Origin of the sequence: Auraticoccus monumenti (genome assembly GCF_900101785.1) — a bacterium.
Lineage (GTDB): Bacteria > Actinomycetota > Actinomycetes > Propionibacteriales > Propionibacteriaceae > Auraticoccus > Auraticoccus monumenti.
This window is the reverse complement of the sequence record NZ_LT629688.1, coordinates 1922284-1947622: the sequence shown is the minus strand read 5'-3', so window position 1 is coordinate 1947622 and position 25339 is coordinate 1922284. Positions and strand designations below refer to the sequence as shown.

Annotated in this window: 18 protein-coding genes and 1 pseudogene; 7 read left to right on the top strand and 12 right to left on the bottom strand. The window is 73.2% G+C overall.

All coding sequences use genetic code 11. The features are described from left to right. Positions 1–10: 10 nt before the first annotated feature. A complete protein-coding gene (locus tag BLT52_RS08985) occupies positions 11–946 on the bottom strand; it encodes an aminoglycoside phosphotransferase family protein (protein ID WP_090592539.1) in 936 nt (311 codons plus the stop codon). A gap of 139 nt (positions 947–1085) precedes the next feature. Between BLT52_RS08985 and BLT52_RS08980 the strand changes: the two genes are divergently transcribed. Continuing rightward, on the top strand, positions 1086–1322 hold the full coding sequence (locus tag BLT52_RS08980) for a hypothetical protein (protein WP_090592537.1): 237 nt from the start codon (positions 1086–1088) through the stop codon (positions 1320–1322). 105 nt (positions 1323–1427) lie between these two features. Beyond that, on the top strand, positions 1428–1943 hold the full coding sequence (locus tag BLT52_RS08975; protein ID WP_090596527.1) for a hypothetical protein: 516 nt from the start codon (positions 1428–1430) through the stop codon (positions 1941–1943). Between the two features lie 70 nt (positions 1944–2013). Here the strand turns inward: BLT52_RS08975 and BLT52_RS08970 are convergent, their stop codons facing one another. From BLT52_RS08970 to BLT52_RS08965, 3 genes and pseudogenes are all read right to left on the bottom strand, one after another. Then, positions 2014–3483 (bottom strand): Ig-like domain-containing protein, encoded by a 1470-nt coding sequence (locus tag BLT52_RS08970; protein ID WP_407922626.1) that lies wholly within the window; start codon positions 3481–3483, stop codon positions 2014–2016. Positions 3484–3673: 190 nt separating this feature from the next. Further along, positions 3674–4960: pseudogene (locus tag BLT52_RS20780) on the bottom strand (choice-of-anchor L domain-containing protein); the annotation flags it as partial. Between the two features lie 94 nt (positions 4961–5054). Continuing rightward, positions 5055–5378, bottom strand: a complete 324-nt coding sequence (locus BLT52_RS08965) for a DUF4031 domain-containing protein (RefSeq protein ID WP_090592532.1) — start codon at positions 5376–5378, stop codon at positions 5055–5057. A 95-nt stretch (positions 5379–5473) separates the two neighbouring features. On the opposite strand from BLT52_RS08965, the gene BLT52_RS08960 reads away from it, so the two are divergent. Beyond that, the gene (locus tag BLT52_RS08960) at positions 5474–6307 is read left to right on the top strand and encodes an LLM class F420-dependent oxidoreductase (protein ID WP_090592531.1); all 834 of its coding nucleotides are present in this window, start codon (positions 5474–5476) and stop codon (positions 6305–6307) included. Positions 6308–6337: 30 nt separating this feature from the next. Here the strand turns inward: BLT52_RS08960 and metG are convergent, their stop codons facing one another. After that, positions 6338–8128 carry a methionine--tRNA ligase gene (gene metG / locus BLT52_RS08955; RefSeq protein ID WP_090592528.1) on the bottom strand — a complete coding sequence of 597 codons (1791 nt, stop codon included), beginning with the start codon at positions 8126–8128 and terminating at the stop codon, positions 6338–6340. A 149-nt stretch (positions 8129–8277) separates the two neighbouring features. Between metG and BLT52_RS08950 the strand changes: the two genes are divergently transcribed. From BLT52_RS08950 to BLT52_RS08935, 4 genes are all read left to right on the top strand, one after another. Beyond that, positions 8278–11727 carry a phosphodiester glycosidase family protein gene (locus tag BLT52_RS08950; protein WP_197679261.1) on the top strand — a complete coding sequence of 1150 codons (3450 nt, stop codon included), beginning with the start codon at positions 8278–8280 and terminating at the stop codon, positions 11725–11727. 112 nt (positions 11728–11839) lie between these two features. Continuing rightward, the gene (locus BLT52_RS08945) at positions 11840–12889 is read left to right on the top strand and encodes a zinc-dependent alcohol dehydrogenase (RefSeq protein ID WP_090592527.1); all 1050 of its coding nucleotides are present in this window, start codon (positions 11840–11842) and stop codon (positions 12887–12889) included. Beyond that, complete coding sequence (locus BLT52_RS08940; protein ID WP_231946573.1) at positions 12886–14628, top strand: NAD(P)/FAD-dependent oxidoreductase; 1743 nt, start codon at positions 12886–12888, stop codon at positions 14626–14628. The genes BLT52_RS08945 and BLT52_RS08940 overlap by 4 nt, the downstream gene beginning before the upstream one ends. Before the next feature lie 126 nt (positions 14629–14754). Continuing rightward, positions 14755–16536: an acyltransferase gene (locus tag BLT52_RS08935; protein ID WP_090596522.1), complete on the top strand. Its 1782-nt coding sequence runs from the start codon at positions 14755–14757 to the stop codon at positions 16534–16536. Positions 16537–17282: 746 nt separating this feature from the next. Here BLT52_RS08935 and BLT52_RS08930 read toward each other — a convergent pair. The 7 genes from BLT52_RS08930 to BLT52_RS20775 all read right to left on the bottom strand — a co-directional run bounded on the left by BLT52_RS08930 (position 17283) and on the right by BLT52_RS20775 (position 25273). Further along, complete coding sequence (locus BLT52_RS08930; protein ID WP_090592525.1) at positions 17283–19181, bottom strand: DUF2264 domain-containing protein; 1899 nt, start codon at positions 19179–19181, stop codon at positions 17283–17285. A 63-nt stretch (positions 19182–19244) separates the two neighbouring features. After that, positions 19245–20903, bottom strand: coding sequence for an extracellular solute-binding protein (locus tag BLT52_RS08925; RefSeq protein ID WP_090592523.1), 1659 nt, complete (start codon positions 20901–20903; stop codon positions 19245–19247). Positions 20904–20977: 74 nt separating this feature from the next. Beyond that, positions 20978–21919: a carbohydrate ABC transporter permease gene (locus BLT52_RS08920; RefSeq protein WP_231946572.1), complete on the bottom strand. Its 942-nt coding sequence runs from the start codon at positions 21917–21919 to the stop codon at positions 20978–20980. After that, positions 21916–22815: an ABC transporter permease gene (locus tag BLT52_RS08915; protein ID WP_197679260.1), complete on the bottom strand. Its 900-nt coding sequence runs from the start codon at positions 22813–22815 to the stop codon at positions 21916–21918. The genes BLT52_RS08920 and BLT52_RS08915 overlap by 4 nt, the downstream gene beginning before the upstream one ends. 255 nt (positions 22816–23070) lie before the next feature. Then, a complete protein-coding gene (locus BLT52_RS08910; protein WP_090592521.1) occupies positions 23071–23913 on the bottom strand; it encodes a sugar phosphate isomerase/epimerase family protein in 843 nt (280 codons plus the stop codon). Further along, positions 23910–25094 (bottom strand): Gfo/Idh/MocA family protein, encoded by a 1185-nt coding sequence (locus BLT52_RS08905; RefSeq protein ID WP_090592519.1) that lies wholly within the window; start codon positions 25092–25094, stop codon positions 23910–23912. The genes BLT52_RS08910 and BLT52_RS08905 overlap by 4 nt, the downstream gene beginning before the upstream one ends. Beyond that, positions 25091–25273 carry a hypothetical protein gene (locus BLT52_RS20775; RefSeq protein WP_157677035.1) on the bottom strand — a complete coding sequence of 61 codons (183 nt, stop codon included), beginning with the start codon at positions 25271–25273 and terminating at the stop codon, positions 25091–25093. Before BLT52_RS20775 ends, BLT52_RS08905 begins: the two co-directional genes overlap by 4 nt. Positions 25274–25339: the final 66 nt, after the last annotated feature.

Genomic DNA, 25339 nt, shown 5'->3' with positions numbered 1-25339 from the left:
CCCGGCCGCGTCAGCCGGCGGACCCGCTGTCGCGGTACTCCGAGAAGATCGCGTCGAGCACCTGGGTCGCGGAGGTGGGCACGCCTGTGCTCCCCGGCTCGTGCACCGCACCCGCGACGGTGGTGAGCGTCTTCCACAGCGCCCAGCCGCGGCCGCGCGCCCAGGCGGACCCGTCGACCTGCAGGCGCTCGCGGAAGGCGATCCGCCCCTCGGCGGTCAGCAGCGTCCACGCGGCGGCCAGGTCGCACGCCGGGTCGCCGACGCCGCAGGTGCCGAAGTCGATGACCGCCGCCAGCCGTCCGTCCCGGAGCAGCAGGTTGCCCTCGGCGACGTCCCCGTGGAACCAGACGTCCCCGCCCTCCCACCGGGCCGCGAGGGCGGTCTCCCAGATCTCACCCGCGAGCTCGACGTCGACCCGGCCCTCGAGCGCCTCGATCGCGCGCCGGGTCTCGCCGTCGTACGTCCGCACGGGGGCGCCGCGGTACCAGCTGTGGAGTCCGGGCTGCGGGCCGCCGGCGGGATCGACGCGCTGCAGGGCCAGCAGGAAGTCGGCGAGGTCGACGGCGAAGCGGACCGGGTCCACGACCCGGCGGGCGGTGGCCGGCACGCCCTCCAGCCAGCGGTAGACCGACCACGGGTGCGGGAAGTCCGCGGTGGGCCGCCCCCTCGCCAGCGGGACGGGGACGGGCAGCGGCAGCCGGGGCGCCAGCACCGGGAGCCAACGGTGCTCCTTCTCCACCGCCCGGGCGTACGGGGCGGCGCTGGGGAGACGGAGCAGCATCTCCCCGCCCAGCCGGAAGGTGCAGTTGTCCCAGCCACCGTCGGGCACCGGGGCGACGGGGAGGTCGGCCCACCGGGGGAACTGGGCCGCGACCAGCCGACGCGCCTCCTCCGCCCCGACGACGACGCGCTCCGGCGGGGGCCCGGGGTCCGGGGTGCTGGTCATCGCCACCTTCCTGGCTGCCCGCGGTGCGCGGGCGGCCCGCCCTGCTCGTCCTGTGCCGGCACGGTCGGAAGGCTAGCTGCGCCGCCGGCGGGGCGCCGGTCCCTTTCCCGCCACGTCGTCCGGGTGCAGACTGCTGGTCGTGGAGATCGCTGAGTGGTGGCCGTCGATCCCCGAGGCCACCCGGGACTGGCTGGTCGCGCACAACGGGGAGCCGCTGCCCGAGGACGTCGTCGAGGCGGTGGTGCGGGCCGGTGGGGTGCGGAGCACCGGTTCCCGGTGGGTGGGCGAGGACGGCCCCGACGGGCTGCTGCTCTCCGACGACGCCGTGGACTGGATCGAGGCCGTGGCCAACGGGGAGACACCCGACGACGCCTGAGGTCCTCACCGGCCCCGGCTAGGGTGTGCCCCCGTGACCACCACGCCGCGCACCCTCGTCCTGGTGGCCGGTGCGTCGGGGAGCGGCAAGTCGCGGCTGGCGCTGATGGCCCGACGTCCGCTGGTCCGGCTGGACGACTTCTACCGCGACGGCGACGAGCCCGACATGCCGCACACCCTCGGCATCGTCGACTGGGACGACGTCCGCTCCTGGCGCCTGGACGCGGCCGTGGAGGGTCTGCTCACGCTGTGCCGGGACGGTGCGGCCACCGTCCCGGTGTACGACATCGCGGCCAACGCCGCCGTCGGGGAGCACGTGGTCGAGCTGGGTGACGGCGGCTGCGTGGTGGCCGAGGGCGTCTTCGCCCCCGACGTGCTGGCCCCGGCCCGGGAGGCGGGGATGGTCGTCCAGCCGATCTGGCTGGACCGCCCCCGCACCCTGACCTTCGTGCTCCGGCTGGTCCGCGACCTGCGCGAGCGGCGGAAGGCGCCCTGGGTGCTGGTGCGGCGCGGGCTGGCGCTGTGGCGGTCCGAACCCGGCATGCGGCGCCGGGCCCTCGCCCTCGGCTTCCAGCCCCTCGGTCTCCGTGCCGCACTCGCCCAGCTGGCCCGGCAGGCGTAGGCCCAGACCCGCTCCCCTCCGGGTGGACCCACCAGCTCCGGCCGCGACCTCGCGGGTCGCGGCCGGGAGGTCAGTCGCGCCGGCGGGCCCGGCTGAGCAGCACGGTCGCACCGGTGGTCAGCAGGCCGAGGCCCACCACGAGCGCGGCGACGTCGAGCCCACCGGTGTCCGGCAGCCGGTCGTCCACCCCGGGGACCGGGGCCGGCTCGGTCGGACCCGGCTCGACCGGGGCCGGCGTGGGCTCGACCGGGACCGGGCTGGGCTCGACCGGGACCGGGCTGGGCTCGACCGGGGCCGGCGTGGGCTCGACCGCGGCGGCCTCGACGGTGATCGTGACGGTGGCTGCCTCGGAGGTGAAGCGACCGTCGTCCACGGTGAACTCGAAGGTGGCCTCGCCGCTGAACCCGTCCTCGGGGGTGAAGACCAGCTCCGGCGCGGTGCCGCTCAGGGCGCCGCCCTCGGGAGAGGACGTCACCTCGAAGGTCAAGGGCCGCCCCTCCGGGTCGCTACCGGTCAGCGGCAGGTCCACCGGCGTCGCGGCGGAGGTGGTCACGTCGAGGTCGTCGGCCACCGGGACCGCGTTCCCGGCCACGTCGACGGTCACCGTCGCCGGCTCGGAGACGAAGCGGCCGTCGAACACGACGTAGCTGAAGGAGGCCTCCCCGCTGAACAGCTCGTCGGGGGTGAACACGAGGTCGAACCAGCCGCCGCCGGTGACCGGGGGCAGCGCGTCCCGCTCCTCCTCGGTCAGACCCTCGTTGCGGGGCGACTCGTCGGTCTCGGACAGGCTCCCGCCCGCCGGCTCGCCGACCAGGGCCCACTGCAGCGGGACGCCCTCGGGGTCCTCACCGGGCAGCGTGAAGCCGACCGGGGTCTCGAAACCGGTGGCCAGCCGCAGGTCGGCGGCGGTCGGCGGCTCGTTGCGGCCCACCTCGATGGTCACCGTGGCCGTCTCGGAGGTGAAGCGCCCGTCGGAGACGGTGTAGCTGATGGAGGCGGTGCCGCCGAAGCGCTCGTCGGGGGTGAACACCAGGTCCGGGGCCGTCCCGCTGACGGTGCCGCCGACCACCGTGCCGACGTCGAAGGTCAGCGGGAGACCCTCGGGGTCGGTGCCGGAGAGGTCGACCTCGACCGGGGTCTCGAACTCCGTGGCCAGCTCGATGTCGTCGGCCGTGGGCGGCAGGTTGACGGCGACGTCGATGGTCACGTCGGCGGGCTCGGAGGTGAAGCGGCCGTCGGAGACGGTGTAGCTGAAGGAGGCCTCACCGCTGAACAGCTCGTCGGGGGTGAAGACCAGCTCCGGCGCGGTGCCGGAGACGGTGCCACCCACCACGTCGTCCACGTCGTAGGTCAGCGTCCGGCCCTCCGGGTCGGTGCCCGCGAGCGTGAGCTCGACAGGCTCCTCGAACCCGGTGCGCAGGGACAGGTCCTCCGCCGTCGGCGGCAGGTTGGGCGCCACCTCGATGGTGACCTCGGCCGGCTCGGAGGTGAAGCGGCCGTCGGAGACGGTGAAGCTGAACGAGGCGGTGCCGCTGAACAGCTCGTCGGGGGTGAAGACCAGGGCCGGCGGTGCCGGTCAGCGTGCCGCCGACCACGTCGTCCACCTCGTAGCTGAGCGGCTGGTTCTCGGGGTCGCTCCCGCTGAGGGTCAGGGGAAGCGGCTCCTCGAAGCCGGTGCTCAGGGACTGCGCCTCGGCGGTGGGCCCCTCGTTGGAGGCCACGGTGATGGCGACCGTCGCCGGCTCGGAGGTGCGGACGCCGTCGGAGACGGTGTAGGTGAAGGAGGTGGACCCGCTGAAGAGCTCGTCGGGGGTGAAGAGCAGCTCCGGGGCGGTGCCGCTCAGCGTCCCGCCGGTCGGCTGCGAGGTGACCTGGAAGGTCAGGTCCTGCTCCTCGGGGTCGCTGCCCCTGAGCTCGACGTCCACCGGCTCCTCGAAGCCGGTGGTCACGGTGACGGGGTCGGCCACCGGGCGCAGGTCGTCGACCACCTCGATGGTGACCGTCGCGGGCTCGGAGTCGAAGGTGCCGTCGTTGGTCACGTACTGGAACGTGGCGGTGCCGGCGAACTCGTCGTCGGGGGTGAAGGTGAGGTCCGGCGCGGTGCCGGAGAGGGTGCCGCCGGTGGGGGGCTGGGTGATCCGGTAGGTCACCTCGTTGCCGTCGGGGTCGGCCCCGGCCAGGGTCACGCCGACGGGCTCGCGGAAACCGGTGGTGAGGTCCCGCGGCTCGGCGGTCGGCGGGTCGTTGGAGACCAGGGAGCCGGCTCGCAGCATCACCGCGGAGTTCACGATGCTGTCACCGGCGTCGGCGATCGCCATCCGCAGGCTGTTGGTCTGGCCGCCCCGGACCGACGCGCTGCACCTCAGGATGGTGGTGAAGCCGTTGAGCTGCGTGTCGTAGGCGCTGCTGCCGAAGTAGTTGGCCTTGAACAGCTCGGCGTTGGTCCGCTCGTTGATCGAGCTGATCGACACGGGCCGGTCTCCGACGGTGGCGCAGTTCTGCCCGTTCACGAAGAACGCGAACACGTCGTTGTACGGGGTCTCGCCGCCCGACCCCGGGAAGTACTCCTCCGAGCCGAAGATGTAGTCGAAGGTCACCGCGTCGGCCTGCGGGACGAAGTCGAACTCGAGGATGGCCGCGTCGTAGGTGGTCCGTCCGCTGAGGAGGGTCAGGGCGGGGTCGCCTGGGTTGTTGGGGACGTCCTGCGCCGAGTCGTTGTTCGGTCCGAGGATCGAGCTGCTGGCCTGCCCGCTGGCCAGCACGACGCCCTCGTCGATGCCCACGGCCGCTTCCATGCCGGTGAAGCGTCCGATCGCCGCTGCCGCACCGGTGTACCTCACGTTGCTCACCGCGACGCCGTCGCCGACCAGCGACTGCGCCAGCGCCGGCAGGTCCTCCGTCGTCGGGGTGGTCACCTCCTGCCCTGGTGAGGCGACCGCGGGGTCCAGCGTGGTGAAGGTGAGCCCTGCGCCGAGGGCGAGGGCGAGGGCGAGCAGGGGGAGACGGCGGTGCCGCATGTGGGGGAGCCTTCGGGGGTAGGCGCACCCACCGGGGAGCGCACTGGATCCCCGACCGGGGCGCTCGGAGCCTAGGGGCTCGCGGGTGGGCTGGCTAGGGCGCTGTCGGGTGCGTCCGAGGCCTGGATGTGACGCTGGTCTCCTCGGGCCGGCCCGCCGGGCGGGTGTGACGACCACGGCGGAGCCCGGCCGCGACGATGCGGCGGAGCAGCTGCCGGCTGTCGGTCGGGACGGCGCCCAGACCGACGGCGCGGTCGTACCACTCCTGCGGGATGTCGTAGTGGTCGCCCTGGAAGGCCCGGCGCGGGATGTCCATCCCGGCGGCGAAGTCGTGCAGCTCCTCGTGGCTGACGTCGCTGACCAGGTGCGACCACAGCGTCCCCCGGTGCGGCCAGCGGGGCGGGTCGATCAGGATCACCGGACCACGCTACCTCCGCCCTCCCCCGGGTTGCTCGGCCCGCACGCCGTCCCTGCACCGGGAATCGGCTCGACCCGGTGCCGGTTGTCCGGACCATGAGCATCGAGGCAGGGACGTACGGGGTCTGGCAGGGCACGGCCGGCTGGACCGAGGAGCTGGCCGTGGCGGCCGAGCAGGCCGGGTACGGCACGTTGTGGGTCGGGGGCTCCCCCGACGGCGACCTCCGGCTGGCCGAGACCCTCCTCGCCGCCACCGACCGGGTCCTGGTCGGCACCAGCATCGTCAACGTCTGGAAGGACGACGCCCGCACCGTCGCCGCCTCCTACCACCGCCTCGAGGAGCGGTTCCCCGGCCGGTTCCTGCTCGGCCTGGGCATCGGTCACCCGGAGGCCACCGGCGAGTACGCCTCGCCGTACCAGAGCCTGGTGGACTACCTCGACGAGCTCGACGCCGCCGGCGTCCCGCAGCAGGGCCGGGCCCTGGCGGCGCTCGGGCCGCGGGTGCTGCGCCTCGCCGGTGCGCGCAGCGCCGGCGCCATCCCCTACCTGACCACGCCCGAGCACACCGCCCGCGCCCGGGTCGAGCTGGGTGCGGGGGTGTTCCTGGCCCCGGAGCACAAGATCGCCCTCAACCCCGACCCGGCGGTCGCCCGGGACCTGGCTCGCACCACGGTCGGCTTCTACCTCGGGCTGACCAACTACACCCGCAACCTGCGCACCCTCGGGTTCACCGACGCCGACCTGGCCGACGGCGGCAGCGAGCGGCTCCTCGACGAGCTGGTCTACCGGGGGCCGCTGGAGTCGGTCGCCGCGCGGCTGCAGCAGCACCTGGCCGCGGGGGCCGACCACGTGGTCGTCAACCCCCTGCTCGGCCCCGACGACGACGGCCCGCAGCAGGTCCGCGCACTGGCCACCGCCCTCGGCCTCTGAGCCGACGGGCCCGCGCGGGCCGCGCGGGGGTCAGCCCTGCTGGATCGGCGCCCACTCCGGGCCGGTCTCGCCGAGGGACTCCTCCAGCTTGGTGAACAGGGGCGACGGCTTCTGCAGCGGCACGCCGGGCCGGATCGGCTGGCGGGCCCAGCGGGCCTGCTCCAGGGCGTAGTCGCCCATCAGCACCGGGTAGTCCTCCCGGCCCTCCTCGCTGACCTCGCGGATCTCCGGCAGCGCGGCCCAGACGCCGTGCCCGCCGAGGGCCTCGAAGACCAGCTGGGAGGAGTGCGGCAGGAACGGCGTCAGCAGCGTGTTGCAGTCCGAGACCACCTGGAGCACCGTGTGCAGCACGGTCTCGCGCCGGCTCGGGTCGTCCTTGAGCTTCCAGGGCTCGGTCTCGGACAGGTAGCGGTTGCCCAGGGTCACGATCCGCATCGCCTCGGTGATGGCGGCCTTGACCCGGTTGCGGGACAGCGCCTCCCCCACGGTGGCGAAGGCGGTCTCGGCGGCTTCCAGCAGCGCGACGTCCACCGGCTGCAGCTCGCCGGCGGCCGGGATCGCGCCGATGTTCTTGTGCGCCATCGACAGCGACCGGTTGACCAGGTTGCCCCACTCGTTGGCCAGCTCGGTGTTCACCCGTCGGACGAACTCGTCCCAGGTGAAGTCGGCGTCCTGGTTCTCCGGGCCGGCCACCGAGATGAAGTAGCGCAGCGCGTCGGGGCCGAACTCCTCGAGGAACTGCCGGACGTAGATCACGGTCCCCCGGCTGGTGGAGAACTTCGAGCCGCTCATGGTCAGGAACTCGCTGGAGACCACCTCGCTGGGCAGGTCCAGCTCACCGAAGGCGCCGGGCTCGCCGCCCTTGTCGCCCTGACCGTTGTGGCCGAGCAGGATGCCGGGCCAGATGACGGAGTGGAAGACGATGTTGTCCTTGCCCATGAAGTAGTAGCTGCGGGCCCCGGGGTCGCTCCACCACCTCCGCCAGGCGTCCGGGTCGCCGCTGCGGACGGCCCACTCCACCGAGGCCGACAGGTAGCCGATGACCGCGTCGAACCAGACGTAGAAGCGCTTCATCGGGGCGTCGCGCCAGCCGTCCAGCGGCACCACCACACCCCAGTCGATGTCGCGGGTGATCGGGCGCGGGCGCAGGTCCTCGATCAGGTTCCGGCTGAAGTTCAGGACGTTGGGGCGCCAGTCGGTGCGCTGGTCCAGCCACCCGGTCAGGGCCCCGGCCAGGGCGGGCAGGTCGAGGAAGTAGTGCTCGGTCTCGCGGAACTCCGGGGTCTCCCCGTTGATCTTGGAGCGCGGGTTGATCAGGTCGATCGGGTCCAGCTGGTTGCCGCAGCTGTCGCACTGGTCCCCGCGGGCGCCGTCGTAGCCGCAGATCGGGCAGGTGCCCTCCACGTAGCGGTCGGGGAGGGTGCGCCCGGTGGACGGGCTGATCGCGCCCTGGGCGGTCTGGGCGACGACGTAGCCGTTGCGGTGCAGGGAGGTGAAGACGTCCTGGGTGACGCGGGCGTGGTTGCCGGTGCCGGTGCGGGTGAAGAGGTCGTAGGACAGCCCGAGCCCGCGCAGGTCCTTCACGATCATCCGGTGGTACTTGTCCGCGGTCTGCTGGGGCGTCAGACCCTCCTTCTCGGCCTGGACCACGATCGGCGTCCCGTGCTCGTCGGTGCCGGAGACCATCAGCACGTCGTGGCCGCTCATCCGCATGTAGCGGGCGAAGATGTCGGAGGGGACACCGAAACCGGACACGTGTCCGATGTGGCGGGGGCCGTTGGCGTAGGGCCAGGCCACCGCGGCCAGGACGGGAGCAGTCATGCGCGTCACCCTACCGATCCCGCACCCCCTCAGCTCCCGGTGAAGCAGGCCCCGGCACCCCGCCGGGGCCGGACGCCGGCACCGGACGTTCCCCAGGTCGTCACCGACAGACCGTTGTCGCCGTCCCCGTCCGGGGCGAGGATGCTCGGGTGACCCCCCACACCTCCCCCCGCACCCTGCTGCGCGCGTCCACGGCCTCCGCGGCCCTGCTGGCGCTCGCCCTCACCCTGCCGGCGGTACCCGCCGCCGCCGACCCCCGCACCGACGACCCCGGCACCAGCTCGGCTCCGGTCAGCGGTCCGGCCGACCCCCGCTCCGGCCGGTCGGCCGCGGCCAGCAGCGACGTCGCCGATCCCGGCGTCCCGATCGGGGAGGACGAGGGCCGACGCGTCCTGCTCGAGCGCGAGACCCGTCCGGTCGCCCCGGGGATCGACCTCACCAGCTTCGACTGGGTGGCCAGCCAGGGCTTCATCCGGGGCCAGGTGCTGCAGGTGGAGCTCGGCGACGGCCGCGTCCGGGCCGACTACCTCGACGGCGGCTCGATCACCGACCCCGCCCCGCTCACCGACACCGCGGGCGAGCGGGGTGCGGTCGCCGCGGTCAACGGCGACTTCTTCGACATCAACAACTCCTTCGCCCCGCTCGGTGCGGCCCGGTCGCAGGAGGGGCTGGTCAAGGGCCCGACCGCCGGGCACGACCTGACCGTCGGCTTCGACGAGGGCGGTCTGGGCCACATCACCCGGTCCCTGCTCGAGGGCGTCATCTCCCTGCCCGACGGCACCACCGTGCCGCTGGGCGGCTACAACCAGCACCGCGTGGCCGCCGACGGGATCGGCGCCTTCACCGAGCTGTGGGGGGAGGAGACCCGCGGCTGGATGACCACCGGGGCCCAGCGCGTCCGCGAGGTGACCCTCGTCGACGGCGTGGTGACCGCGGTCGCCGACGCCGCCGGCGAGGGCCAGGTCCCGGCCGGCACCACGGTGCTGGTCGGCCGCGACGCCGGTGCGGACCGGCTGACCGGGCTGCAGGTCGGCGACGCGGTCGCGGTCACCCACGAGCTGCGCTTCAGCGGCGCCGAGCTGGAGACGGCCCTGGGCGGGAACGTGCAGCTGGTGGACGACGGCGAGGTCGTCCAGCACGGCGACCCCGCCGCCCACCCGCGCACCGCCGTCGGCTTCGACGAGGCCGGCGACACCGCCTTCTTCGTGGTCATCGACGGCCGGGTCGCCCAGAGCCGCGGCATGACCTACACCGAGCTCGGCGGGTTCATGACCGAGCTCGGCGCCCACGAGGCGCTCAACCTCGACGGCGGCGGCTCCTCCACGATGCTGGCCCGCGAGACGGGCGAGGACGACCTGGACGTGGAGAACACCCCCTCGGACGGGACGCTGCGCCCGGTGCCCAACGGGCTGGGGCTCCTCGCCGCCGAGGGCTCGGGCCGGCTGGACGGCATCCGCGTCGTCCCGGCCGCCGACGAGGAGGACGAGTCCCTGCTGCGGGTCTTCCCCGGTCTCACCCGCCAGCTCGCCGGGCTCGGCCACGACGAGACCCTGGCCCCAGCGCCGGTCGACCCGCGCTGGCGCTCCACCGACGTGCTGACCGCCCGGGTCGACCGCGACGGCACCGTCACCGGCGGCCAGCGCAGCGGCCCGGTCACCATCGAGGCCCGCGACCGCCGCGTCACCGGCGAGGTCGGGCTGCAGGTGCTCGAGCCGCTGGACCGCATCCGCCCCTCGGTCAGCACCGTCAACCTCAGCGACCGCTCCCAGACCGGCACCTTCCGCATCGTCGGCGCCGACCGTGGCGGCTTCGAGGCCCCGGTCGAGCCCGCCGACGTCCGGCTGGACCACGACCGCAGCCAGGTGTCGATCGAGCCCGACGGCGCCGGCGGCTGGACCATCACCCCGCTGACCGACACGGCCTCGGTGGTGGTCACCGCGACCGTGCAGGGTCGGACGGCCTCGATGGGCATCACGGTCGGCGTCGAGGAGCGGGTGCTCGCCGACTTCGACTCCGGGACCGCCGGCTGGACCTTCGGGTCCGCCCGCGGCAGCGGCTCGCTGTCCCCCGGCACCGGGGAGGACGGCAGCGGCGCGCTGACCATCGACTACGACTTCACCCAGTCCACGGCCACCCGCACCGCCTACGCGACGGCCCCCACCCCGTTCCAGGTCGAGGGCCAGCCGCTGCGTGTCGGCGCGGACGTCCTGGCGACCGGGCAGGGCGAGTGGACCGCCTTCACCATCCGCGACGCCGAGGGCCGCAGCCAGGCCATCTACGGGCCCTACCTGACCGAGGCCGGCTGGCAGCGGGTCGAGGTCGACATCCCCCAGACCCTGGCCTTCCCCATCCAGGTCACCCGCTTCACCGCGATCGAGACCGGGGCCGACCGCTCCTACCGCTCCTCGGTCACCATCGACAACCTGTCGGTGGCGGTCGCGCCCCAGGTGCAGCCGGCACCGGCCGAGCGCGTGACCGACGACGTCGTGGTGCAGGACGGCACCCTGGGCACCGACGGCCGGGCCTACCGCTTCGCCGTGGTCTCCGACGCCCAGTTCACCGCCGGCGACCAGAGCCTGGTCCCGGCTGCCCGCCGCACCCTGCGGGAGGCCGTGGCCGCCGACCCCGACTTCGTGGTGATCAACGGCGACTTCGTCGACACCGGCTACCCCGCCGACCTGGCCCTGGCCCGGAAGGTGATCGACGAGGAGCTCGAGGGCAAGGTGCCCTGGTACTACGTGCCCGGCAACCACGAGATCTACGGCACCGGGAACATCGCCGCCTTCGAGGCCGAGTTCGGGCCGGCCCAGCACTCCTTCGTGCACGAGGGCACCCGCTTCGTGCTGCTGGACTCCTCCACCGGGACGCTCAGCGGCGGTGGGTTCGACCAGTGGCAGCTCCTGGACCGCGCCCTGGACGAGGCCCGCACCGACGACGACGTCACCGGCGTGGTGACCCTGTGGCACCACCCCACCCGCGACCCGTCCCCGCTGGCCGCCAGCCAGCTCACCGACCGCTACGAGGCCCAGGTGGTCGAGGACCTGCTGGCCGACTTCCGGGCCGACACCGGCAAGGGCGCAGCCTCCATCGGCTCCCACGTCGGCTCCTTCTCCGCCGCCTCGGTCGACGGGGTGCCCTACGTGGTCAACGGCAACATGGGCAAGGCGCCCTCCACCGACCCCGCCGACGGCGGCTTCTCCGGCTGGTCGCTGGTGGGCATCGACCCCGACGCCCTGAGCCAGGACCCGGAGGACTCCCGCTGGGAGCCCGAGGCCGACCGGGACTGGATCCGGGTGGAGATGCGGGCCCACGTCGACGAGCTCGCGCTGGTCGCCCCCGCCACGCTGGCCGTCGGCGCCAGCGGGCAGGTCGAGGCGACCGTCACCCAGGGCAGCCGGTCCTTCCCGGTCGGCTACCCGGTCTCGGCGGACTGGTCCGGGGAACGCGTCCACGTCGGCGCCGGTCGGGCGCCTCGGCAGGCCGTGGTGCGGCTGGACCCGGCGACCGGCGAGCTGACCGCCCTGCGGGCCGGCACCGCCACGGTGGCCGTCGAGGTCAACGGCGAGCGCCGCGAGACCCAGGTGGTCGTGACCCCGTGACCGGAGCCGCCGGCAGGACGCGGTGCGCCGGGCCAGCCGGTCCGGCCGGTGCGGCGGCGTCCTGCCGGCGGACGGACCGACGAGGGGGTGACGGGTGTCTAAGATCCTCGACGTGACGACTCGACGGCGTGTGAAGGTGACCGGTCCGGGACGGGTCGAGGTGGTCACCGAGCCGCTGCCCGAGGTGGGCCCGGACGAGGTTCTGGTCCGGCTGCTGGTCGCCGGGGTGTGCGGCTCCGACGTGCACGGCGCCCACGGGACCCACCCCCTGATCGACCTCCCCTACTACCCCGGCCACGAGGCGGTCGGGACGGTGGAGGAGGTCGGCGCCGCGGTGAGCGGGCTGACCGTGGGCCAGCGGGTGACCGCGGAGCCGCCGCTGCCCTGCTGGGGCTGCAAGATGTGCCGCACCGGGCGCTCGAACCTCTGCGAGAACCTGGAGTTCTTCGGCTGCGGGTTCCGCGAGGGCGGGATGGCCGACGTCTTCACCGTCCGTGGTGACCGCCTGCACGTCGTCCCCGACGACCTGGACCTGGAGCAGGCGTCCCTGATCGAGCCGCTCGCCACCCCGGTGCACGCGGTCCGGCTGGCCGGCGACGTGGCGGGGAAGGCCGTCGCGGTGATCGGCTGCGGGACCATCGGCCTGCTGGTCCTCGCCGTGCTGCGGGCCCGTGGCGCCCGGGCGGTGGTGATGACCGACGTGCTGGCGGCCAAGCGCGCCGGGGCGCTGGCCGCCGGCGCCGACGCCGTGGTCGACGGCACCCTCCCCGACGCCGCCGAGCGGGTCCGCGCCGAGCTCGGCGAGACCGCCGACGTGGTGCTGGACTGCGTGGGCGTCCAGGCCACCATGGACCAGGCCGTCGACATGGTGCAGCGCGGCGGCACCGTGGTGCTGGTCGGGGTGCCGGCCCGCCCGCTGCAGATCCCGGCGATCCTGGTCCAGGACCGCCAGCTGCGGATCCAGGGCTCGGCCACCTACCTGCCCGAGGACTACGCGGAGTCGATGGCGATGCTGCAGGCCGGCACCCCCGACGCGGCGTCGATGATCACCGCCAGCTACCCGCTGGAGGAGGCCGCCGAGGCCTTCGAGGCCGCCGCGCGCGGTGACCAGGTGAAGGTCCTGCTGACCGGCGCCACCGACCGGTTCGGGGGGCTCCGGTGAGCGGTTCACCCGCGACCCGGCACCCGGTGGTGCTGCTGGTCTCCCCCTCGCACGGCGACGCCCTGATGGAGGAGTTCGGCCGCTACCAGCGTGACTACGAGCTGCACCTGACCCGGTCGGTCGACGAGGCCCTGGCGCTGACCTCGACGGTCAGCGCGGAGGGCGGGCGGATCGCCATGTTCGTGCTCGACTCCTCCCTCCGCGACGCGGTGCCCCCCGGCACGGTGGAGCTCCCCACCGAGTACGTCGGCGCGGACCCGGCGCTGGTGGCCTTCTCCCTGCTCAGGACGGTGGTGCCGACCGCGCGTCGGCTGGTGGTGATGCCCTGGGAGCGGTTCCGCGAGGACACCGAGGCGCTGCGGGCCGGGCTGGCCAAGGGCAAGTTCGACGGCCACCTGCTCATGCCCCGCGGGCTGCGCGACGAGGAGTTCCACCAGGCGGTCAGCGAGCTGCTCTCGGACTGGAACGCCACCGTCGGCGGGCACGTGGTGGAGGCGCTGCGGATCGTCTCCGACGGCACCGACGCCCTCACCCTCGGCATCCGGGACCACCTGGACCGGATGGGCATGCCGCACGGCGTGCACCACCCCGACAGCCCCACCGGGCGCGAGGTGCTGGCGGCCTGGACCGGCGAGCCGACGCTGCCGCTGGTGGACGCCTTCGAGCGGGGGGTGTACGCCCCGCGCACGGTGCGCGAGGTGGCCGCGGCCACCTTCGGGCGTGCGGAGACGCTCGACGCCGAGCAGGTGCACGACCTGGTCGTCGTCGGCGCCGGACCGGCCGGGCTCGCCGCGGCGGTGTACGGGGCCTCGGAGGGGCTCAGCACCGTGGTGCTGGAGTCCGACGCGGTCGGCGGGCAGGCCGGCACCAGCTCGATGATCCGCAACTACCTCGGCTTCCCGCGCGGGGTCTCCGGGATGCGGCTGGCCCAGCGCGCCCGGCAGCAGGCGATCCGGTTCGGCACCCGGTTCCTCCCCGGCTGGGAGGTCACCGAGCTGGTCCCCGGGGAGGTCCAGCCCGACGGCAGCCGCAGCCCGCACCGCGTCCGCACCGAGGACGGGGAGCTCCGGGCCAGGGCCGTGGTGGTCTCCACCGGCGTGAGCTACCGCCGTCTCGGCGTCCCCGCGATCGAGGGGCTGGTAGGGCTCGGCGTCCACTACGGCAGCGCCATGACCGCCGCCCGCGAGACCGAGGGCCAGGACGTCGTGGTGGTGGGCGGTGGCAACAGCGCCGGCCAGGCCGCCATCCACCTGGCCCGCTTCGCCCGCTCGGTGACGATCATGGTGCGTCGCCCGGACCTGCGCTCGACGATGTCGGACTACCTGGTCAACGAGATCGAGTGGAACCCGCGGGTCGACGTGCAGCCCTGCTCCCAGGTGGTCGACGGCGGCGGCGAGAGCCGGCTGCAGTGGATCGACGTCCACGACAGCAGCACCGGTGCGGTGACCCGGCGCGAGGTGGGTGGGCTCTTCCTGCTGCTGGGGGCCGAGCCGCACTGCGAGTGGCTGCCCGAGGCCGTGGCCAAGGACCCCCGCGGGTTCGTGCTGACCGGGCGCGACGTCCCCCGCGAGGCCTGGGTCGGCGGGCTGCCGCCGGAGAACCTGGCCACCACCGTCCCCGGGGTCTTCGCCGCCGGCGACGTCCGCGCCGGGTCGATGAAGCGGGTGGCGGCGGCCAGCGGCGAGGGGGCCAGCGTGGTGCCCCTGGTGCACGCCTGGCTGGCACCCGACGGCGGCTGAGCGCCGGACCGGCCGCCCAGTGGTGGCGTCGCAGGTCCGCGATGGCAAAGGAACGCAAGCCCTTGCGGACGCTTTGCCGCGCGGCGAGGATGGGAGCACCGCCACCGAGAGGACGTGCTCGCCGACATGGCTGTCACCGAGACGATCACCGACCCCACCCCCGACCGCCCGCAGCCGGAGGTCCCACGCACGCACGCCTTCGACGTGCAGCACTTCGACTACTCCCCGTGGGAGTTCTGGCGCCACGCCGACGAGGACGCCCGTCGCGCCCAGCTGGAGCTGCAGGCCGAGGTGCTGGCCACCCACCCGGGCTGGTCGCTGGGCGAGCGCGTGTTCATCAGCGAGCAGGCCTCGGTCCAGGCGCAGGTGCTGGAGCTGGGTGACCGCAGCTACGTGGCCGCCCACGCCTACCTGACCGACGAGGTGCGGGCCGGACGGGACTGCACGATCAACGCCTTCACGGTGGTGCGCGGCCGGATCACCCTCGGCGACGGCGTCCGGATCGGCGCCCACACCTCGCTGCTGGCCTTCAACCACACCATGACCGACCCCGACCTGGAGGTCTTCCGCCAGCCCATCACCAGCCGCGGCATCACCATCGGCGACGACGTCTGGATCGGGTCCCACGTGGTGGTGCTGGACGGGGTGACGGTCGGGGACAAGGCGATGCTCGCGGCCGGCGCGGTGGTCACCAAGGACGTCCCCGCCGGTGCGGTCGTCGGCGGCAACCCCGCGAGGGTGCTGCGCTGGCGGGTGCCACCGGCCGACGGTGCCGCCACCGGACGTCCTCCCGCCGCCGCGGCCGCCGGGTCCGACCTGACCGAGCGGCTGGCCGCCTTCGTGGAGCGGGCCCGCGAGCAGGTGCCGCAGGTGCTCGACCGGAGCTGGGACCCCTCGCTGCCGGACGGGCAGTTCGTCGACCGCCCGGGCGCCCGCCCCTCCGTGCGGGCCCAGTGCGACGCGATCGAGATCGCCGACCTCTTCCTGGCTGCCGCGCCCTCCCAGCTCCCGGCCGACGTCCAGGGCGAGCGGCTCGCCGGCTGGCAGGACGCCGGCACCGGTCTGGTGGCCGAGCTCGACGGGACCGGACGCCCGTCCACCACCCCGCCGGACTGGCACGACGGCACCGCCGCCTACCACGTGCTCTGCGTCGGCTACGCCCTGGACGTACTGGGCAGCGGCTTCCCGCACCCGGTGACCGCGTTCACCGGGAGGTCCGGCACCGACCTGGTGGAGAAGCTGGAGCAGCTGACCTGGCACGGCCGGGTCTGGGGCTCCGGGGCCTGGATCGACACGGTCGGCACCGCGCTCCGCTGGGACGTCCCCCGCGGCGTCCCGGGCGCGGAGACCCAGCTGGCCACGGTGATGGGGTGGATGCACGTGCGCGCGGATCGCCGTACCGGCATGTGGGGTTCCCCCGACGGCACCGAGGGCATGCTCCAGGTGGTGAACGGCTTCTACCGGGCCTCCCGCGGCACGTACGCCCAGTTCGGGCTCCCGCTGCCGCACCCGGACCGGGTCGTCGACACCACCCTCGCCCACGCCTCGGACCCGCGCTGGTTCGACCCCGAGCGCCAGAACGCCTGCAACGTCCTCGACGTCGCCCACCCGCTCTGGCTGGCCGGGAAGCAGACCACGCACCGTCGCGAGGAGGTGGTCGCGCTCGCCACCCGGCTGCTCGGCGACGCGCTGGGTCACTGGACCGACCACGAGGGCTTCGGCTTCCAGGCCCCGCACCCCAGCACCCGCGGGCTCCCCGCCACCGTGCCCGGGCTGCAGGGCACCGAGATGTGGTCGGCAGTGATCTGGTTGCTGGCCGACCTGGTCGGCCTGTCCGGCGTCCTCGGCTACCGCCCCCGGGGCGTCCACCGCCCCGAGCCCGCCGTCCTGGTCCCACCCGTCGGCTGACCCGCCCGTCCGTACCGCACCCCGGGCCCTCCCTCCGGCTCATAGCGCCCACACCCCGGCGACTTCGCCCCGCCTACGGCGACTCTGCCCCGTCTATAGAAGGGGCGAGGTACCCGTAGGCGGGGCTACGTGGTTAGCGGCCCGCTGCGCCAGCTCATCGCGCCCGCACCCCGGCGACATTGCCCCACCTACGGCGACTCCGCCCCGTCTATAGAAGGGGCGACGTGCCCGCAGGCGGGGCTACGTGGTGGGTAGCCGCTGTGCCAGCTCCTCGCGCCGCACCACGGCGACATTGCCCCACCTACGGCGACTCTGCCCCGTCTATAGAAGGGGCGACGTGCCCGCAGGCGGGGCTACGTGGTTAGCGGCCCGCTGCGCCAGCTCATCGCGCCCGCACCACGGCGACATTGCCCCACCTACGTACCCGTAGGCGGGGCTACGTCTGACGGACAGCACCATCCCGCACCTCGCCCCGTCTACGGTGACTTTGCCCCGCCTATAGAGGGGGCGAGGTGCTCGTAGACGGGGCGACGTGGGAGGCGAGCGGGGACGCGATCGCGTCGCGCCGGGCCGCGGCACGGGGACGCGATCGCGCCGGGCCGGGCCGGGCGGCATCGGGCCGGGCCGGGCGGCATCGGGCCGGGCCGGGCGGCATCGGGCCGCGCCGGGCCGCGCGGGGTTGGTTCACGGAGCAAGGGGCGGAGGCCGGCGCGCGGGCGCGGCGGAAAGGGTGCGCTCGGGTCGGGTCAGGTCAGGTCGACGACGTCGCGCTCGCCGTCGGGCCAGCGCACCTCGGCCACCCCGTCCTGCAGCAGCAGCTCGGGCAGCTCGGGTTCCTCCTCGGCGAGCACCACCGCGACGGCGTGGACGTCGCCGGGCCGCACCGGTGCGGAGGTCTCCGCCCAGGGCACGCGGAGCGCGGACCCGAAGGGGTTCTCCTCCTCGTGCACCGACTCCCCGGTCCGCAGGCCGCCCATCAGCGGGACGACCGCGCTCACCGCGGGTGCCCGGACGACGTCACGGGTCGGGGTCGCCCAGCCCGACAGCACCAGGGCGGCCGGCTCGGCGAGCGGGCCCTCGTCGGCGCGGAGCCGGACCAGACGCACCTCGACCGGTCCACGGAGGACCGACCAGGTCTGCAGCACGGCTCCCCCGCCGACCGGTTCGAGCTCGCCGTCGGCGCCGAGGTAGACCACACGGTGCTCGCTCGAGGCCTGCCGACCGTCGACGCCGGTCAGCTCGAGCGGACGTCGCTGCGACCAGCGGCCCTGCCCGCCCCGCAGCGCGGCCAGGTTGTCGACCGGAGCCAGCCCGGGCAGGGGGCTGCTGGGGACCGGCCCGGTGGCTGTGGAGTAGGCCAGCCGGCAGTACATCGGGTCCTCGGGACCGGGATCGGCGCCGGAGTGGTCCACGCCGTGGTTGACCACCCGGACGATGCCGTCGCGGTGCTGCCCCACCAGCCAGCCCACCGGCCACACCGGTGTCGTCACCTCGGCCGGGGCCCCGTCGGGCTCGGGGTCGCTCCACACCGGGTGCTCGGCCGGCAGCACCAGCCCGGCGAACCCGAGGCTCGACCAGTAGGGCGAGCCCGGTCCGGAGTAGGGCTGGCGCATCGGCTCGTGGCGCCCGAACCAGCCGAGGCTGAGCAGGTCGTGCTCGTCGTAGGCGCCGTGCTCGACGAAGTGGCGCAGGGTCGCGCTCCCCACCTCGCGCACCCGGCCCGGGGCGACGGCGTCGAGCCCGAAGACCGGACCGGCCCAGAGCGCGCCGGTGGTGGCGAAGCGGTACACCAGCGAGCGGCCCTGGAAGAGCGGGGCGCCGTCGACCCCGAAGAGCCCGACCAGGTCCGGCAGCAGGTCCGCCATCCGGCGGCGGTAGACCTCCAGCCGGTCCACGGGCGCGTCCGCACCGAGGATGCGGCACCACCACAGCGGGAAGAGCTGCATCACCCACGGGTTGTACCAGTCCACGTTGCCCGAGCGGCCGTCCGGGCGGCCGTCGCTGTACCAGCCCTCACCCAGGTAGCAGCCGTCGAGGAAGTCCAGGTTCGCCTCGACCTCAGCCGCGTCCCAGGGACCACCGACCGAGCGGAGGAAGGCCTGGGTGACGTTCTGGAACCAGCGCCAGTTGCTGTCCCCGTAGCGGGCTCCGAGGGAGCCGGCCAGCCACTCCACCACCCGCTCCTGCACCCCGGGGTCGAGGTGGTCCCAGACCTGGGCCCGGGACTCGTGCAGCGCGATGGCCACCGCCGCCGCCTCGACCCGGGCCTGCGGGGTCTCCGTCAGCGTGGGCCAGCGGTCCGGGGCCGAGGGGTCGGAGCCGGCCGCCAGACCGGCGGCGTAGAAGCCGGCGTGGTCGTGGGGGTCGGCCGTCGAGCCGGCGAGGCGGAAGCCGGCCGCCATGAAGGAGCGGGCGAAGCCCTCCAGCCCGTCACTGGCCCGGCCGGCCCGCGAGGCCGGGCCCGGCAGGTCGATCCGGCCCCGCCCCGGGCTGGCCCAGCGCCGCAGCGCCAGCAGCGACCGGTCGGCCACCTGCTCGTGGTGCTGACGGGTCCACCCCGTCCGCGGGGAACGGGTGCTGTCCCGCGGGAGGGCGGCCACCGCCGCGGCGAGGCCACCTCCGGTCGGTGCGTCGTCGGTCGCCACGTCAGTCCTCCTCGGGGGCCCGCGGGTGCCCGGTGAGGGGCACCCGCGGGTGGTGGTGCTCGGTCAGCGCGGGGCCGCGCTGCCGCCCTGCAGCTGGTCCTGGTACTCCTGGCGCATCTTGTCGCCGACGGCGTTGCGCCAGGTGTCGATGACGGCGGTCAGCGAGTCCATCGGCTGGCGCCCCTGGACGATCTCGTTGACCGCGTCGGTGAGCTTCTTGTCCGCGGTGGCGTTCTCGCTGGCCGCGGTGTCGGAGTACAGACCGACCGCCGGGTTGTCCTGACCGGTGGGGATCTCCAGCGACTGGTAGGCGTGCTGGGTGTCCGCGTCGTCGGGGCGTCCGGGCTGGTAGATCGTGTACGGGCTGTCGGACAGGTAGCGGATCGGCAGCACGGTGTTGGTCTGGCCCGTCTTGGTCAGCACCGGGTTGCCCTCACCGTCCTTCTCGTGGTCCACGCCCTCCTCGCCGTACACGCGGTACAGGTACTCCTCGGTACCGAACGGGGCAGCGAGGTAGTTGAGGATGCGCAGCCGCTCCTTGATCTGCTCCGGGTCCTCGGTCTGCGTGAGCAGGGTGATGGAGAAGACGCCGCTGCCGTAGGTCCACGGGGCGAGCCCGCCGCCGTCGCGCAGGTGGCTCGGCATCAGAGCCAGCTCGAAGTCGGGGTTGGACGCGTTGTCCAGGATGTACTGGTTCCAGCCCGGGTAGCCGTCGTCGGTGATGGCGATGGTGCCGGCGTTGAACAGCTGCTTGAAGGGGTTAGCCGGGTTGAAGGCGTCGGGGTGGATGACGCCGGCGTCCCACAGCTCCTTGTAGTCGCGGATCGTCTGGGCGTACTCCTCGGTCTCGTAGCGGTGGGTGAACTGGCCACCCTCCTCGCGCCAGACGTTGGGCTCGGCGTTCATCCGTCCCAGGATGTTGCGCACCTGCCCGCTGATCCCGAGCGCCCACCGGCGCTTGGCCGGGTCGGTCAGCGCCTTGCAGGCCTCGAGGAACTCCTCGTAGCTCTTGGGCTCGGTCGGAGCCCCGACCTCGTCGAAGAGGTCCTTGCGGATGAACTGGTAGGAGCCGATCGCGCCACGGGCGATCGGCACGCCGTAGATGCCGCCGTTGTAGATGGCCGAGCGCCAGGAACGGGTCGGGATGTTGGCCAGGTTCGGGTACTCGTTGATGGCGTCCCCGGACAGGTACTCGGTGAGGTCGGTGAAGCGACGCTCCAGCAGCTGCGGCAGGTTCGGCACCGGGGGCGGGGAGCCGTTCGGGGTCTGCACCATGTCGGGCAGGTCGTTGCCGGCGATGGTGGTGGCGAACTTCTGGGGGTAGTCGGCGGCGCTGACCATCTGCAGCTGCAGGTCGGCGTTCATCCGCTCGTTCAGCCCCTTCCAGTAGGGGTTGCTGTCGGGGCCCGGCGGCACGGCGAAGTAGATGTTGGCCAGCGCGGTGACCACCGCGCCCGAGCCCGGCGCCTCGGGGACCGACTTCGGGTTCTCGCTCGGGAAGGTGCGGAAGGCCGCGTCGACGCCCTGCTCGGTGGCGGGAAGGTCGGGGGTCAGCCCGGTGTAGGGGGTGTAGGTGGGGAGCTGCACGGCGGTGTTGACGGCGGCCGAGTTCTGCTCGGCGTTGCCGCCACCGCCGCAGCCGGTGAGGCCGAGGCCTACCAGCAGGGCGGAGCTGCCGGCGCCTGCGAGCACCTGACGACGGGTGAAGGCTGCGGGTGACATGGGATCCTCCTCGATCCGGGGGTACGACTATTGGTCCAGCGTTGGGTAGGTGTGGGTCGGTGGTGCGACGACGGTCAGCCCTTGACGGCGCCGATCATCACGCCCTTGGCGAAGTGGCGCTGGATGAAGGGGTAGACCAGCAGGATGGGCACGACGGCGATGACCAGGATGGCCATCTGCAGCGAGAGCTGCGGTGGCAGCGCCTCCGTGGCACCCAGCTGGTCGCCGCCGATGGAGGTCTGGTTGACCACGTAGGTCCGCAGCACCAGGGCCATCGGCCACTTGTCGGTGGACTGGATGTAGAGCAGCGCGTTGAAGAAGGCGTTCCAGTAGGCGACGGCGTAGAACAGGCCGACGACCGCCAGCACGGCCTTGGACAGCGGCAGCACGATCTTGAACAGGATGGTCGCGCTCGAGGCCCCGTCGATGGCGGCGGACTCGAACAGCTCCTGCGGCAGCTCCTGGAAGAAGGCCCGCATCACGATCACGTTGAAGGCGTTGATCATGACCGGGAGGATCAGCGACCAGTAGCTGTCCAGCAGGCCCAGCTCCTTGACCACCAGGTAGGTGGGGATCAGACCCGGGGTGAACAGCACGGCGCCGAGCAGCAGGATCAGCATCGGCTTGGACCCGAACGAACGGGGCCGGGAGAGCCAGTAGGCCAGACCCGCCGTGGTGGCCAGCGAGAGCAGGGTGCCGATCACCGTGATCAGGATCGAGATGACCATCGCCCGGGTGACCACGCCACCGGACAGCACCGCCTGGTAGGAGGTGAGGTCGATCCCGCCGGGCCACATCACCATGCCACCGGCGGCGGCGTTGATGGTCTCCTGGCTGGCGATCGAGGTGGCGATGATCGACCAGAAGGGGATGATCACGAGCGCGACGGAGACACCGAGCGCGAGGAACTTGAGGACGCGGACGAGCGGGCTGGGCTTCTCCATCCAGACCGGTCGCCCGCTGGCCGTCTCGGGGCGGACGGTGTCGTCACCGATGGTCGCCTGGTCTGTGCTCACTTCTCGTACACCCCTCTCTCGCCGAACACGTGGGCCAGCTTGTTGGCCCCGATCACTAGCAGGACCCCGACGACGCCCTTGATCAGGCCGACCGCGGTCGACAGACCCCACTCGCCGCCGATGATCCCGTTGTTGAACACGTAGGTGTCCAGCACCTCGCTGGCCGGGATGCCCACGGGCCCCTGCTGCAGGATGATCTGCTCGAACCCGACCGACAGGCTGTTGCCGAGGCGCAGGATGAGCAGCAGGATGAACAGCCCCTTGATGGCCGGCAGCGTGATGTGGAGCATCCGCTTCCAGGAGTTCGCGCCGTCCACCGCGGCCGCCTCGTACTGCTCCTGGTCGATCCGGGAGATGGCGGCGAGGAAGATGATCGTCCCCCAGCCGGCGTCCTTCCAGATCACCTGGGCGGTCAGCAGGGCCTTGAAGAGGTCCGGCACCCCGATGACCTCCACGATCGAGAAGCCGTTCTGGAGCAGGAACGTGTTGAGCATCCCCGCGTTGCCGAGCATCTGCTGGAACAGCGACACCACGATGACCCAGGACAGGAAGTGGGGCAGGTAGAGGATCGACTGCATCAGCCGCTTGAGCTTCTCCCCCGCCAGGCTGTTCAGCAGCAGGGCCAGCACCAGCGGCACCGGGAAGACCAGCACCGTCTGGATGATGGTCAGGATGATGGTGTTGTAGAGCGCGGTGAGGAACTCCTGGTTCCCGTCGAACAGGAACGAGAAGTTGGTCAGCCCCACGAACTCCGACTCACCGATGCCCAGGTAGGGCTGGTAGTCCTGGAAGGCGATCACGTTGCCCAGCAGCGGGACGTACTGGAACATCAGCAGCGCGATCGCCCCCGGCAGACCCAGCAGGACCAGGAGCTTGTCCCGGGACAACCGCGTCATGGCGCTGGGACGGGCGACGGTCGCCGTGCCCGGGCCGGAAGGATCCGGCTGCGGCCGACCGGCTGGTCGTAAGCGCTTGCTTGATTGGTCGAGCGCCATGTTCATTCACCTGCTTCGTCGAAGGTCGTCTCGTGTCACACTCGGCCCGTCACAGGCGGGCCGTCGGCGCCGAGGTGTCGTCAGTCAAACCCAAACCGGGCCGGGTGGCAAGCGTTTGCGGCAAATTGTTGTCAACGCCTGCCACCCGGGGCCGGTTCAGGACAGCAGCGACCGGAGGTAGGCCAGGTTGTCGGCGGTGCGCTCGGCCAGGGGCAGGTCGGTGGAGAAGTCCTCCACCGTGACCCAGCCGTCGTACCCGTGCTCGGCCAGCGCGGCGAGGTACCCGCCGACGTCGGCCTGGCCGGCGCGCAGGCTGGCCCAGCGGAACTCCCAGTCCACCGTCCCGTCCTCCCGCGTCCCGGTCTGGTGCCAGGCGGCGTTCTTGACGTGGACGTGGGCGAGGTAGGGCCCGAGCAGCTGGAAGGCCCAGCGGTGGTCCTCCTGACCCTCGTTGATCAGGTTGCCGAGGTCGTGGATGACACCCACCGCGTCCGGGTCGAGCCCATCAAGCAGTCGCACCGCGGCCGAGGCCGAGGCGGTGAGGGTGCGGTGGTGCAGCTCGACCAGCGCCTTGACGCCGTGCTCCGCAGCCCGCCCGGCCACCCAGGCGTAGGCCTCGCGGACCTTCTGGAAGACCTCGGGGTAGGTCTCCCCCGGCCCGACCCCGGGCACGCCGACCCGCAGCTGCTTCGCCCCGACCGCGGCGGTGGCCGCGATCACCCGCTCCACGTCCTCACGGGAGGTGGCGGGGACGTAGGGGCACAGCCCGGAGATCTCCAGCCCCGCCTCGCGGCTGACCCTCGCCATCTCCTCGACCGACTCCTCCAGCCCGGTCAGCGGCCAGGTCGCGCGGTTGCCGCGCCAGAACCCGACCTCGTCGCTGGCGGGCTGGTCCACGACGCGCCACTCGACGCCGTCGTAGCCCTGCTCACCCAGGGTGCGGGCGGCCTCCTGCGGCGTCCACTCGGGGGTGGAGGCGGTGAAGACGGAGAACCTCATGCGGTCACCCCCACCGGCTGGGCGCCGCGCACGACCGGCTGCACGTCGTCGTGGACGCCGGACAGCACGTCGTCGAAGCGGACCGGCTGGCCGAGCGTGGCCGACACGTAGAGCGAGCGCACCAGCGCCGAGGAGAGCAGCGCCTCCTCCACCGTGACGAGGGGCTCGCGCCCCTGCTGGATGGCCTCGGCGATGTCGTCGTACTGGCGCAGGTGCCCGGCCACGAAGCGGTCGGCGTTGTTGCGGGAACCCCCGAACTCCTCCACCTGCTCGAGCGCCGCCTCGGCCTGGTTGCCGGTCACCTTGGCCTCGCGCAGGTTGTCGGACGCCTCGCCGTCACCGCAGTGCAGGTAGCGCAGCTCGTCGTTGTCGATGATGGCCGAGCCCTTGGTGCCGTGCACCTGGACGCGGGTGGTCAGGCCCGGGTAGGCGGCGGTGGTGCAGAAGATCGTCGCCAGCGCACCGGAGGCGAAGCGCACCGTCGCGGTGGCGGTGTCCTCCACCTCGACCCGCTCGTGGGCCAGCTGGGCGGTGTGGGCGAAGACCTCCTCCGGCCGGCCGAGGTACCAGCGGAGCAGGTCGACGGTGTGCACGCCCTGGTTCATCACGGCGCCACCGCCGTCGAGGGCCCAGGTGCCGCGCCAGTCGCCGGAGTCGTAGTAGCCCTGGCTGCGGTACCAGGCCATCGACGCCAGTGCGCAGGTGATGGTGCCCAGACCGTCGCCGTCGACGGCCCGGCGGACGGCCACGGCTCCGGGGTCGAAGCGGTGCTGGCTGATCACCGAGACGACCTGGCCGCGGCCGGCGGCCTCGCGGGCGCGCTCGGCGAGACGGGCGCCCTTGGACACCGTCACGTCCAGCGGCTTCTCGATCACCACGTGCAGGCCGGCGTCCAGGGCCTCGTCGGCGTGGTCGACGTGGAGCCCGCTGGGGGTGCAGACGGCCGCCAGGTCCGGCGGGGTGGAGGAGGCCATCGCCGCGGCGATGTCGCTGAACTCCTGCGGGGCCGTCCCGCCGTTCTCGACCACCGCGGCCGCGGTCTCGGCCGCACGCCCGGGGACCGGGTCGATCAGGCCGACCACCTCGAAGGCGGGGTGGCGGGTCAGCACGATGGCGTGGTGCTTGCCGATCACGCCGCAGCCGACGACGAGAACGCGGGTGGGCTGGGAGGGAGTGGTCATCGCAGGGTCGCTCCAGGGTGGTTGATCAGTCGGGCGGCGGCGCGGGCCGCGCCGCCGGAGGCGCTCACCGGGCTCGCGGGCTCGGCGTCGAGCCCGTTCAGCCGGCAGCCGTGACCTGGCGCCGTCGCGGCCGACGCGAGGGCGTCGGCAGCGGACGAGGGCACGGCATCGTGGCTCATCACCCGACAGCGTAAGCGCGTGCACGGCAAGTGCGGTAGATGTTTGCCACCGTGTTGCCATCGTGC